Origin of the sequence: Enterobacter quasihormaechei (assembly GCF_004331385.1) — a bacterium.
Classification (GTDB): Bacteria; Pseudomonadota; Gammaproteobacteria; order Enterobacterales; family Enterobacteriaceae; genus Enterobacter; species Enterobacter quasihormaechei.
In genome coordinates, this window is sequence record NZ_SJON01000020.1 from 1 (window position 1) to 11,957 (window position 11,957).

Genomic DNA, 11,957 nt, shown 5'->3' on the forward strand with positions numbered 1-11,957 from the left:
TGTGAAGTGATTCACATCCGCCGTGTCGATGGAGGCGCATTATAGGGAGTTCCCGAGCGACCGCAACAGAAAAGTTGCAAAAAAATGACTGACTGCTGTATTCCCCAGCAAAACCCCGCCTTATACCCTTTTACGCACAGAGTTATCCACAATTCATTGACGATCCTTGTGTGATCCCGTCAATTGAACACTATACTAGCGGCAAATATTTCTCTCACGGGTCAACATCATGACGACACAGCGACTTCATCGAGACTGGCGTATCCCAACCGCCGGGCTCACCGTGCTGGTGTTGCTTACGGCAGGTTTTGTTCTTCATACTCACTGGAATGCTTTTATACAGTGGTGCCTCGCCACCCAGATCGCCCTGCACCGTTATCTGGTGATGTATCTGCTGCAACTTAATAACCATCAGTACAGCGGTGGGCTGTGGTTGTTAACCGGTGCATTTCTTTATGGCGTACTCCATGCTGTTGGACCGGGGCACGGCAAATTTATCGTCGCCACGTATCTCACTACTAATAAAGAGAGCCAGCTCGCGGCGCGCGTCGTACCGTTTATCGGTAGCCTGATGCAGGGCGTCAGCGCGATCCTCTTTGTCTTTATCCTGGCGGTTGGATTGAACCTCGCGTCAGGGGATATCAGCACCAGCCGTTGGTATGTCGAGAAAATCAGCGCCGTACTGATTGCCGCCTTCGGTGCGTTTATCATCTATCAGGCGCTAAGCAGCCTGCGTCCGCGCAAAATGGCGATTAACGCCATCAAGCCGCTTCACCAGCATGATGAACGCTGTGGCTGCGGCCATCACGGCGTAGGGGTGGATCTGGCAAAAAGCGACTGGAAAACCCGTCTGGGCGTGGTGCTGGCCATTGGCGCACGCCCGTGCAGCGGGGCAATTATGATCCTGATGTTCTCGAATGCGCTCGGCATTGTTAGCTGGGGGATTGCCGCTGTGATGACAATGTCGCTGGGCACGGCACTGTCGATTATGGGGCTATCGCTGGCGGTACGTTACGCGCGTGAACGAACAGTCGCCTGGTTTGGCGGCGGCTCTTCGCTGAACTGGATGGTGCCGATGGTCAAAATTGCTGGAGGGATTGTGCTGATCCTGTTCGCGACTGTCCTGTTCCTGACGGTGATCCCCATTAGCGCCAACGGGGATTACATCGCCGCAGGATGCTAATAAAAGAAAACCCGCCAGCGGCGGGTTTTTTTATTACTCGTTAATTCTCGGATGCTGGTCAACCAGGCGAGAACGTTTTTTCTGAAGCTCTTCAATCTCTGCGTCTATATCTTCAATCTTCTGCTCTACGTTATCGTAGTGCTCGCGGAGGATCTCCTTCGCTTCCTGAATATCAGACGCCGCAGGCGTTGCCCCTTTCAGCGGACGGTTCGCCGTCTCCTTCATGGTAATACCGGTAATCAGGCCGATCACCGCGATGACCATCAGATAGTAAGCAGGCATCATCAGGTTCTGCGTGCTCTCCACCAGTGAAGCGGCAAGCGTCGGCGTCAGGCCGGCAATCAGAACGGAGATATTAAAGGCCGCCGCCAGCGCGCTGTAGCGAATATGCGTCGGGAACATTGCCGGCAGCGTAGAAGCCATTACCCCGATGAAGCAGTTGAGGATCACCGCCAACATCAGCAGGCCGGCGAAAATCAGCCCCAGCACGTTGCTGTTAATCAGGATAAAGGCCGGAATAGCCAGCGCGAACAGCGCGACGCTACCGAGAATGATGAATGGCTTACGGCCAAAGCGGTCACTCAGCAGGCCCATAATCGGCTGCACGAACAGCATACCCACCATGATGGCGATAATAATCAGCACGCCGTGATCTTCCGAGTAGTGCAGGTTATGCGACAGGTAGCTCGGCATGTAGGTCAGCAGCATGTAGTAGGTCACGTTGGTGGAAATCACCAGACCGATACAGGTCAGCAGGCTGCGCCAGTGTTTGGTCGCAATCTCCTTGAACGACACTTTCGGACCGTCCTGCAACCCTTCGCGGTCGCCCTGCTCCAGCTTTTCAACGTGCTGCTGGAACGCAGGCGTCTCTTCCAGAGCGTGACGCAGGTAAAGACCGATGATGCCCAGCGGCAGCGCCAGGAAGAACGGAATACGCCAGCCCCAGTCGAGGAAGTTCTGTTCACCGACGACGGTCGAGATCAGAACCACAACCCCTGCGCCCATGACGAACCCGGCAATCGAGCCAAAGTCGAGCCAGCTGCCCATAAAGCCGCGTTTACGGTCCGGGGAATACTCGGCGACAAAAATCGATGCGCCGGTATATTCGCCGCCAACCGAGAAGCCCTGCGCCATCTTACAGATCAGCAGCAGGATCGGCGCCCATATACCAATGGTCGCATAGGACGGAATAAGGCCGATACAGAATGTACTTATCGACATGATGACAATGGTAATAGCCAGGATCTTCTGACGACCATATTTATCACCCAGCATGCCGAAGAACAGGCCACCGAGAGGACGAATAAGGAAGGGAACAGAGAACGTACCCAGCGCGGCAATCATCTGCAAGCTGGGATCGGCACCGGGGAAGAACACTTTACCAAGCGCGTAGGCAACGAAGCCGTAGACACCAAAATCGAACCACTCCATCGCATTACCGAGCGAGGCCGCTGTAATCGCTTTGCGCAGTTTTGCGTCATCAATAATGGTGACATCGCGCAGCGTGATGGGTTTTACTTTTTTCCTTCTAAGCATAGCTTTCCTCGTAGACTCAGCCCCGTCCAATTCACAGCGCATTTCAGGCTGTGAACGCGAGATCCGCTCCATGCGAATCTCCTTATTCAAGCGTAGCAGGTTTACTTACATTGACGTTTTATGTCGATACAACCGAACCTGTTGACGCCTGTCAGGGCAGTTAAAGACCTTTTTACCCTACCAGCGTTTATATATGTGATCAACTTCACATATATTTTTCCTGCGCGTAAGTTGGCTTCAGGTTTTGTCAATTCACTATAAATAAGGTCATTCTCATCCCCCTTATCAAACACATCTTAACGCCCGTTATTATTCCTCTTAAAACGAAAAACAATCACATTTCTTCACACCGAATTTACACAAAATTTAATTATTAACAGCGTGGATTCCTGTTTACTTTCAATATGTGACGAAGATAACTAAAACAGTGTTTTATTTTCATTGAATCACAATTCCAAAGATCGCATGATAAATCCGAACACGTTATCTCAACGGCTTTCACATGAAGGAACACAGAAAGCCTTAATGTCGCTTTACAGCATAAGTCACGTATGGATTGTTCCCCGCAAAGGGCAATTTATTGAATTTGTTGATCTATTTTTTGAGATTTCCGCCAGCCACGCGGGCGAGATGTGAGGGTTAATGATGAAGATTAAAGCAACAATAGAACGCATCCCGGGTGGGATGATGCTGGTCCCGCTGGTACTTGGTGCGATATTAAATACGCTGGCCCCGAACACCGGTGCTTATTTTGGTGGTTTTACAAAAGGTATGATTACCGGAACGGTTCCGATTCTGGCAGTCTGGTTCTTTTGTATCGGCGCGTCTATTAACTTGCGTGCAACAGGTACGGTATTACGTAAATCAGGGACGCTGGTCATTACCAAAATTGCGGTCGCCTGGGTCGTTGCCATGATCTGTGCGATGTTCATTCCGGAGAATGGCATTCAGACCGGCTTCTTCGCCGGATTATCCGTTCTGGCCATTGTCTCCGCAATGGATATGACCAACGGCGGTCTTTATGCCAGCCTGATGAATCAATATGGTACCAAAGAAGAATCGGGTGCGTTCGTGCTGATGTCCCTGGAATCGGGTCCACTGATGACCATGTTGATTCTGGGTTCTGCCGGCCTTGCCTCTTTTGAACCACACCACTTTGTTGGGGCGATCCTGCCGTTCCTGATTGGCTTTGCGCTGGGCAACCTCGATCACGATCTGCGCGATTTCTTTAGCAAAGCCACCCCGGTACTGATCCCGTTCTTCGGCTTCGCGTTGGGCAATACCATCAACCTGAACGTAATCCTGGAAACCGGACTGCTGGGGATTGTGCTGGGTGTTGCCGTCATCATCATCACGGGTATTCCGCTGATTATCGCAGACCGCGTCATCGGGGGCGGCAACGGAACCGCGGGCGTGGCCGCTTCTTCAGCCGCAGGCGCTGCGGTAGCCAACCCGGTGATTATCGCCCAGATTAACCCGGCCTTTGAACCGGTTGCCGCGTCCGCCACGGCCCTGGTTGCCGCCAGCGTGATTGTGACGGCGATTCTGGTCCCGATCATCACGGCGCTGTACGCCAGACGCTTTGGCCATGTGCCTGAGACCCAGGCAGAACCTAAAGCGGTAGAAATGCACCACTAAGCCGTTCGCCCCCTCCTTAAAAGAGGGGGCAATCACGCACCAAACATCTCTTCCACCATGCCATCCACCAGCCGTTTTGCCGAACAGAGTCTCGGCATGCCCAGCGCGACCGTTTGCCAGCTCTGCGTCACTGACCAGCTCACCGGATGTTTATCCGCCTGACACCAGTCCCCCAGCCAGCCCAGCATACCTTTATAATCCAGCAGGCCAGGAGAGGCGGGCGTGGACAGCCACTGATGGTAAAAATGCCGGGTCGTGGGAGAGGCATCAATCCCCTGTGCCAGATAGTTTGCGGCCATGCTGCGCAGGTTATCTTTTAGCATGGCCGCCACATCGCCATTCGCCAGACGACAGGCATCGCCAAAAGCGCCCCAGCGCAACTCTTCCAGCGCGATAAAGCAGCGGCCAGCCAGCGACCAGCCGTCATACTGCCCGGCTCGCCAGCGGGTAAAAATTTGTTCGCTGTGCTCACCCGCCTGAACTATGAGGCCGCGCTGCGCGAGCGCTTTCTCTTTATAGACGGCACGCTGGTTGAAATGGGCGGAGAGCGCTTCGTACTGTTGCAACAATCCGGGAGACTGAGAGATGCGTGGATTAACCTGCTGGCGCAGGGCTACCAGCCTGTCTGCCATACGGGTCAGCGCAAGGTGTCCGGGGTCGAGCATACCGACCAGTTTCTCCGCCAGCCCCAGCCGCAGTGCTGCATTTTCGTTGAGCATTCCCGCCATTGCCCACGGCCGCAGCCGGGTCTGCGTAACAATCTCCTGCGTCAAACGCTCACGAAATTGCAGCTGCTGTGGCCCCAGAAGAGAGTGACGTGCAGCATCCGCCCCCTGGACCAAATCGACCATAAATTTTGGATGAATACACTCCAGCGTCCGCCCGGGACCGTCCAGTAGCCGTGTTGTCATGGTTGCTCTGCCGCGAAAAGGGTTTGAATATCATCGCGTAACAGTCGGGTATCTTCCTGAATCCACGCCGCAGTGGTCATACTTTGCTTCAACAACTGGCTAAGCGCTCGGGTTGAGTGCTCATTCTGCTGCCGCACGGCAAGGCTATCACGCAAGCTTTCCTGTAACCCGGTCAGGCATAACGAAAACTCCGCAAAGAACGTTGCCATACCCGCCGTAACAGAGACATCGACCTGCGCGGCCAAAGCTTTACGGATTTGATCGCAAAACTGATCGGTGTGCTGCGTAAATTTGCCACGAAGCTGAGCGATGTCGATAACATATCGGGTGCGCGTCACCACGTACTCTTCCCAGCCCCAGCCGGGATGATTGAGCCAGCGCGCGACGGTATCGCGCACGCTGCCCGCCCCTGTTGGCGGAGTGGCGGGAGGGATATCCTGCACAATGGCATCATTAAACAGGCCGCGCGTATTGAAATTAAGCTGGTTTGCCTGAAACGCCGGAAAGCTAATCCGCGCCCGAAAGCCGGCATGACTGAGTTGTTCTTTAATTCGCGTCTCGATGGGGCGCATCGCCTCATTCAGCGATCGGGCCAGCGTGGATTCCAGCTGATCGAAGCGTAACGCCAGCTCCCGGCCAATTTTGCTCTGCGCATCCAGCATAATCCGCTCGCATGACGATCGGATCTTACTCAGCACAATCTGCGCCTGCCCTTCATCGTCAAGCACCAGCTGTTGGATCGCATCCGCGTCGTCTGCACGCAAACGGGCTGGGTCGCCTCCCGCTAAATCAAGAACAGACGGGCGGCTAAAGATGTCGGCCAGCGCCTGGTGTAGCTCACCTTTCTGACGAAGCAGGAATGCATCCGCTGCGTTGAGCGCCTCTTCTACTTCATGCTGGACTTCATCGCCCACCACGCTCTGCCGCTGATGCAGAATCGCCATATCCTCTTCCAGGCGTGTAATATTCCGCTCCAGCTCATCAAAGGCGACCGTCAGTCCCTGATGGCGAAAATCCAGGTATTCTCTGGCGTTTTGCGCATAATTGAGCAGCTTATGCGAGGCCGACCGCAGCGCGAACAGCGAGGCGTTGGCGTAAGCCGCGTAAATCAATTTACGGATCGGTTGTTCGAACAGCGAATCCTCCCACAGCAGATCCGCCGCGTGGCGAATATGGTCAATATCGTCCAGATCGGCCGTTCGCCAGCGGCGACCCAGCGCAGCCTCGGCAAAATCCTGCACCCAGGGCTGATCCTGATGATCGGGTAGCCGCCCGTGGATGGTCATCTCATAGCGGGCACGGTTCGCCAGATAGGCCCACATGGACGAGACCGGATAAATTTTCCCTGGAGAGATATTTCCTTTCATCAACGTGCCGGAAATCATCGCCCGCACCTGCTCTTCATCGTCGCTGTTACGATCTTTCTGGTCGAATTTATTGACCAGGGCATAAAGCGGCACGGATTTCCCCGCCGCCGAAATTGCCTGACGAACCTCTGCATCAGAAATGGATTTAAGCTGGGTATAGTCCATCACCGCCAGCACGGCGGAGGCGCGCGCCAGCTGTTCGCTGAGCATTTTTTGCAGGTGCGGCTGACCGGCCTCGTTCGGCCCCGGCGTGTCGAGCAGCGTCAGTTGCCCCAGGTGCGCATCCAGACCGGCGAGGTGCATAAACTCCACCTCAATCACCGGTATATGTTCAATCGCGGCATACTCAGAAAAAGGAAACTCCACGCCCAGCGCCTGGGAAAGCCGCACCAGATCGTTCAGGCTTTTCAGACAATGAAAGATGGGCTCCGCGCCGAGGTGGTGTTTTTCAAACGCCTCCCCTTTTTCGATGCGCTCCAGCAGCGTATTCATGTCCTTGTCGATCTCCAGCCGCCGCGCCAGCTTGCCGCGATCGTTATCGCACAACTTCTTCTGTAGCTGGGAGATCAGGGTATCAATAGGCGAAACGTGCAAAAAATGCAGCACCGGCTCCTTCTGGCCCGGCGTGTGGCGGATCAGCGTGGGAAGTGCCGTCATCGGACGATTGCGGTTCGGCAGTACTTCAGTGCCCACAATCGCATTAATGGTGGTCGATTTCCCCGCCTTCATGGTACCCACAATCGCCAGCACCATTTCGAGGCGGGTTATTTTGCGTAATTCGTTATTCAGCATCGCCTGCTGCGCGTCGACGCCCCGGGCGCTAAAATGTAATGGCAAAACGTTGTTATTAGCGCCGCTCATGGCAGCGGCTGTGCTATCCAGCTTTGCAATCGGCATTGATTTTAATGAATCAAGATTGTTCAGCGCGAGCTGTAACAAACGTTCAGCTTCCTGGCTTAATTCAAATATGGTCTGTGTGTGCATGATAAAAGCCTTTCCTTAACGCAAATTTATTACTTTTATTAAGCCACATTGTTTTAATTATACTTTTCAGGCTTATATGATCACGTATGGAAAACATGTTCATTTAATACAACTAACTGAAGGTAATGAGAATTTAAATCCCGACTTGTAATACGTGTAAAACGTCCCTCTGGCCAGAAAGCCAAAAGTGAATAGACAAAACGCATTTTCAGGAAACATCAGGATATATCATCGTTATTTACCCACCAAAAAAGAGAGGTATTCCCTGACGCCAAAAGATGTATGGCCTCAGAGAGGGAGATAAATAACGGCTTGTTCCTTCACCTTATCCGAAATGGCCCAGCGTAGCAATTTGCTGTAATAAAATATTCGATATATTTAACATCCCTTCGCTCTCTTCCGTTCAGGGCATACGCTTCTTTTTATTCACTGACGGTTCGCGTCATCTCTGGCGCGCTGGCGCACTATTTTCCTTAAACAATATCACCGACAAAAGTGGGGATTTGCGTTATACTCGCTGCCTTTTTCGGCATACTGCCGTCATTTAGCTGGCATTTTCCAGCGTGTTAACACTTTTGAGGATACCAACATGCAACTTCCCCACTGCCCGAAATGCAATTCTGAATATACCTATGAAGACAACGGCATGTTCGTTTGCCCGGAATGCGCTCATGAATGGAACGATGCGGAGCCAGAGCAGGACAGCGATACGCCGATCGTAAAAGACGCGAACGGCAACCTGCTGGCGGACGGCGACAGCGTTACCGTTGTGAAAGATCTGAAGGTAAAAGGCAGCTCCTCCATGCTGAAGATCGGCACTAAAGTCAAAAATATCCGTCTGGTTGAAGGCGATCATAATATCGACTGCAAAATTGACGGCTTCGGTCCGATGAAACTGAAATCTGAGTTCGTGAAAAAGAACTGATTTACCCGCCCGGTGACGCTTCGCTTACCGGGCGTTCGGGAACTACACTTAACGGGCTTTTCCTACGTGAGGTAAAGATTATGCCGTTAAGTCCCTACATCTCTTTCGCCGGCAACTGTGCGGAGGCCACCGCCTTCTATCAGCAGGCCGTCGGCGCAGAACTCCTCTACAAAATCACCTTCGGCGAAATGCCTAAAGACGAAAACAGCGAAGAAGGCTGTCCGTCAGGTATGCAGTTCCCGGATTCCGCCATCGCCCACTCTAACGTCCGCATCGCGGGCAGCGATATTATGATGAGCGACGGAATACCGCCTGGCAGCAGCGCGCAATACGCGGGTTTCACGCTGGTGCTCGACACCCAGGATGTGTCGGAAGGCAAGCGCTGGTTCGACAACCTTGCCGATGGCGGGAATATCGAAATGGCCTGGCAGGAAACCTTCTGGGCGCACGGTTTCGGTACTGTGACCGATAAATACGGCGTGCCGTGGATGATTAACGTCGTTAAATCGTAGGCCGGATAAGCGCAGCGCATCCGGCAACAGCGCCCGGTGGCGCTGCGCTGACCGGGTCTACGGTGATTGTCATCAAATCCCCCTCAACTCTTCAACTTTCCGCAACCGAGACTTAACCCAAATGTCATATTGATGCGCCAGCATGAGGCCACATTTATCGTGAGGCCCAGCACATGCACACTGTCATCCGCGTCGAGAAACTGAGCAAAACCTTCAATCACAACAAGGCGCTGCATGCCGTTGATCTGACCGTCCAGCAGGGCGAAATGGTAGCGCTGCTGGGGCCGTCCGGTTCAGGAAAATCTACCCTTCTGCGTCACTTAAGCGGCCTTATTACCTGTGACAAAACGCCGGAAAGCCGCGTCGAGCTGCTGGGTAACACCGTGCAGCATGCGGGCCGTCTGGCGAGCGATATTCGCAAAAGCCGCGCCCAGACGGGCTACATCTTTCAGCAGTTCAACCTGGTGAACCGCCTGACGGTGCTCGAGAACGTGCTAATTGGCGCGCTCGGCAGCACCCCGTTCTGGCGTACCTGCCTGCGCTGGTTCTCCCCTTCCCAGAAACAAGAAGCCTTACAGGCGCTGACTCGCGTCGGCATGGCGCATTTCGCCCACCAGCGCGTGTCCACGCTGTCCGGCGGGCAGCAGCAGCGCGTCGCCATCGCCCGCGCCCTGATGCAGAAAGCCAAAATCATTCTGGCCGATGAGCCCATCGCCTCGCTGGATCCGGAGTCGGCCCGCATCGTGATGGAAACCCTGCGCGACATCAACCAGAACGACGGCATCACCGTGGTGGTGACGCTGCATCAGGTGGATTACGCCCTGCGCTACTGCGAGCGCATCGTCGCCCTGCGTCAGGGCCACGTGTTCTTCGATGGCGCCAGCCACCAGTTTGATAACGAACGTTTTGATCATCTCTACCGCAGCGTAAACCGCGTCGAAGAACGCGCGCAGGCTGCTTAACGCCCCGATAACGAGGAATGGAAATGAACTACAAAGCCGTTGCCGCGCTGGCCTTCACCAGCATGTTCAGCATCAGCACCCTGTTAAGCCCGGCCTACGCCGAAGAGCAGGAAAAAGCGTTGAACTTTGGCATCATTTCAACGGAATCACAGCAAAACCTGAAGCCGCAGTGGGAACCGTTCCTGAAAGATATGGAAACCAAACTGGGGATCAAAGTGAACGCCTTCTTCGCCCCGGACTACGCGGGCATCATTCAGGGAATGCGCTTCAACAAAGTGGACATCGCGTGGTACGGCAACCTCTCTGCCATGGAAGCGGTGGACCGCGCCAACGGCCAGGTCTTTGCCCAGACCGTTGCGGCAGATGGCTCCCCGGGCTACTGGAGCGTGCTGATCGTGAACAAAGACAGCCCGATCAACACCCTCAACGACATGATCGCCAAACGCAAAGAGCTGACCTTTGGTAACGGCGATCCGAATTCCACGTCTGGCTTCCTTGTGCCGGGCTACTACGTCTTCGCGAAAAACAACATCTCCGCCAGCGACTTCAAGCGCACGGTGAACGCCGGCCACGAAACCAACGCCCTGGCCGTAGCGAACAAGCAGGTAGACGTTGCCACCAACAATACCGAAAACCTCGACAAGCTGAAGACCTCCGCGCCGGACAAGCTGAAAGCGCTGAAGGTGATCTGGAAATCACCGCTGATCCCGGGCGACCCGATCGTGTGGCGTAAAAACCTCTCCGAAAGCACCAAGGACAAGGTCTACGACTTCTTTATGAACTACGGCAAAACGCCGGAAGAGAAAGCAGTGCTGGCGCGCCTGGGCTGGGCACCGTTCCGCGCGTCCAGCGATTTGCAGCTGGTGCCGATTCGCCAGCTGGCGCTGTTCAAACAGATGCAGGGCGTGAAGGACAACAAAGGGCTCAAGGAAGAAGAGAAAACCAGCAAGGTCTCTGAGCTTCAGGCGCAGCTGGACGATCTCGACCGCCTGACCGCCGCGCTCGGCGCAATGACCAGCGTGAATAAAGCGGTGCAGTAACGCTTTTCGCCCGGTGGCGCTGCGCTTACCGGGCCTACATTTTGGATCGTAGGCCGGATAAGCGTCGCGCCATCCGGCACACAAAGACCCACGGAGTCAAACATGCAAACCATCACCCTCCCGCCGCCGAAGCGCAGCTGGTTCTCGCTTATAAGCTGGGCCCTTCTGCTGGCGGTGCTGGTTATCTCCTGGAAAGGCGCAGAGATGGATCCGCTGCTGCTCTTCAAAGATTCCGGCAATATGGCGACCTTCGCCGCCGACTTCTTCCCGCCGGACTTCAGCCAGTGGCAGGACTACCTCGGTGAAATGGCAATCACCCTGCAAATCGCCGTCTGGGGCACCGCCCTCGCCGTCATTCTCTCCATTCCCTTCGGCCTGATGAGCGCCGAGAACATCGTGCCGTGGTGGGTATACCAGCCGATGCGCCGCCTGATGGACGCCTGTCGCGCCATCAACGAAATGGTCTTTGCGATGCTGTTCGTGGTGGCCGTCGGTCTGGGGCCGTTCGCGGGCGTGATGGCGCTGTTCATCCACACCACCGGCGTGCTCTCCAAGCTGCTCTCGGAAGCGGTTGAAGCCATCGAGCCCGGCCCGGTGGAAGGCATTCGCGCAACCGGCGCCAACAAAATCGAAGAGATCCTCTACGGCGTCCTGCCGCAGGTGATGCCGCTGCTCATCTCCTACTCGCTGTACCGCTTCGAGTCCAACGTTCGCTCCGCCACCGTGGTCGGCATGGTGGGCGCAGGCGGGATTGGCGTCACGCTGTGGGAAGCGATTCGCGGTTTCCAGTTCCAGCAAACCTGCGCCCTGATGGTACTTATCATCGTCACCGTCAGCCTGCTGGATTTCCTCTCTCAACGCTTGCGTAAGCACTTCATCTGATAAGCGAGGCTTTGATT

General features: G+C 54.7%; 10 protein-coding genes. 7 read left to right on the top strand and 3 right to left on the bottom strand.

What is annotated here, in order from left to right; genetic code table 11:
• The first annotated feature begins 229 nt into the window (after positions 1 to 229).
• Entirely contained in the window at positions 230 to 1,183 is a 954-nt protein-coding gene (locus E0L16_RS19335; RefSeq protein ID WP_063865473.1) for a nickel/cobalt transporter, read from the top strand.
• Between the two features lie 33 nt (positions 1,184 to 1,216).
• Here the strand turns inward: E0L16_RS19335 and proP are convergent, their stop codons facing one another.
• On the bottom strand, positions 1,217 to 2,719 hold the full coding sequence (proP, locus tag E0L16_RS19340) for a glycine betaine/L-proline transporter ProP (RefSeq protein WP_063449819.1): 1,503 nt from the start codon (positions 2,717 to 2,719) through the stop codon (positions 1,217 to 1,219).
• A 645-nt stretch (positions 2,720 to 3,364) separates the two neighbouring features.
• On the opposite strand from proP, the gene kdgT reads away from it, so the two are divergent.
• Positions 3,365 to 4,357, top strand: a complete 993-nt coding sequence (kdgT, locus tag E0L16_RS19345) for a 2-keto-3-deoxygluconate transporter (protein WP_063865474.1) — start codon at positions 3,365 to 3,367, stop codon at positions 4,355 to 4,357.
• 32 nt (positions 4,358 to 4,389) lie between these two features.
• On the opposite strand, the gene E0L16_RS19350 is transcribed toward kdgT, so the two are convergent.
• Together E0L16_RS19350 and crfC are read right to left on the bottom strand one after the other, a co-directional pair.
• A complete protein-coding gene (locus E0L16_RS19350; RefSeq protein WP_131637905.1) occupies positions 4,390 to 5,268 on the bottom strand; it encodes a diguanylate cyclase regulator RdcB family protein in 879 nt (292 codons plus the stop codon).
• Positions 5,265 to 7,619 (bottom strand): clamp-binding protein CrfC, encoded by a 2,355-nt coding sequence (gene crfC / locus E0L16_RS19355; RefSeq protein WP_131637907.1) that lies wholly within the window; start codon positions 7,617 to 7,619, stop codon positions 5,265 to 5,267. The genes E0L16_RS19350 and crfC overlap by 4 nt, the downstream gene beginning before the upstream one ends.
• Positions 7,620 to 8,208: 589 nt before the next feature.
• Here crfC and E0L16_RS19360 point away from each other — a divergent pair.
• The 5 genes from E0L16_RS19360 to phnE all read left to right on the top strand — a co-directional run bounded on the left by E0L16_RS19360 (position 8,209) and on the right by phnE (position 11,940).
• A complete protein-coding gene (locus E0L16_RS19360) occupies positions 8,209 to 8,544 on the top strand; it encodes a zinc ribbon domain-containing protein YjdM (RefSeq protein ID WP_063449823.1) in 336 nt (111 codons plus the stop codon).
• A gap of 80 nt (positions 8,545 to 8,624) precedes the next feature.
• Positions 8,625 to 9,056 (top strand): VOC family metalloprotein YjdN, encoded by a 432-nt coding sequence (yjdN, locus tag E0L16_RS19365; RefSeq protein WP_131637909.1) that lies wholly within the window; start codon positions 8,625 to 8,627, stop codon positions 9,054 to 9,056.
• Positions 9,057 to 9,229: 173 nt separating this feature from the next.
• Positions 9,230 to 10,018, top strand: coding sequence for a phosphonate ABC transporter ATP-binding protein (gene phnC / locus E0L16_RS19370; RefSeq protein ID WP_063865479.1), 789 nt, complete (start codon positions 9,230 to 9,232; stop codon positions 10,016 to 10,018).
• A gap of 23 nt (positions 10,019 to 10,041) precedes the next feature.
• Positions 10,042 to 11,058, top strand: coding sequence for a phosphonate ABC transporter substrate-binding protein (gene phnD / locus E0L16_RS19375; RefSeq protein WP_063865480.1), 1,017 nt, complete (start codon positions 10,042 to 10,044; stop codon positions 11,056 to 11,058).
• A 102-nt stretch (positions 11,059 to 11,160) separates the two neighbouring features.
• Positions 11,161 to 11,940, top strand: coding sequence for a phosphonate ABC transporter, permease protein PhnE (gene phnE, locus E0L16_RS19380; protein ID WP_131637912.1), 780 nt, complete (start codon positions 11,161 to 11,163; stop codon positions 11,938 to 11,940).
• Positions 11,941 to 11,957 lie beyond the last annotated feature (17 nt).

Bases quoted from the DNA above. Each gene is read 5' to 3' on its own strand.
- E0L16_RS19335 (WP_063865473.1), top strand. From the start codon at position 230: ATGACGACACAGCGACTTCATCGAGACTGGCGTATCCCAACCGCCGGG.
- proP (WP_063449819.1), bottom strand. From the start codon at position 2,719: ATGCTTAGAAGGAAAAAAGTAAAACCCATCACGCTGCGCGATGTCACC.
- kdgT (WP_063865474.1), top strand. From the start codon at position 3,365: ATGAAGATTAAAGCAACAATAGAACGCATCCCGGGTGGGATGATGCTG.
- E0L16_RS19350 (WP_131637905.1), bottom strand. From the start codon at position 5,268: ATGACAACACGGCTACTGGACGGTCCCGGGCGGACGCTGGAGTGTATT.
- crfC (WP_131637907.1), bottom strand. From the start codon at position 7,619: ATGCACACACAGACCATATTTGAATTAAGCCAGGAAGCTGAACGTTTG.
- E0L16_RS19360 (WP_063449823.1), top strand. From the start codon at position 8,209: ATGCAACTTCCCCACTGCCCGAAATGCAATTCTGAATATACCTATGAA.
- yjdN (WP_131637909.1), top strand. From the start codon at position 8,625: ATGCCGTTAAGTCCCTACATCTCTTTCGCCGGCAACTGTGCGGAGGCC.
- phnC (WP_063865479.1), top strand. From the start codon at position 9,230: ATGCACACTGTCATCCGCGTCGAGAAACTGAGCAAAACCTTCAATCAC.
- phnD (WP_063865480.1), top strand. From the start codon at position 10,042: ATGAACTACAAAGCCGTTGCCGCGCTGGCCTTCACCAGCATGTTCAGC.
- phnE (WP_131637912.1), top strand. From the start codon at position 11,161: ATGCAAACCATCACCCTCCCGCCGCCGAAGCGCAGCTGGTTCTCGCTT.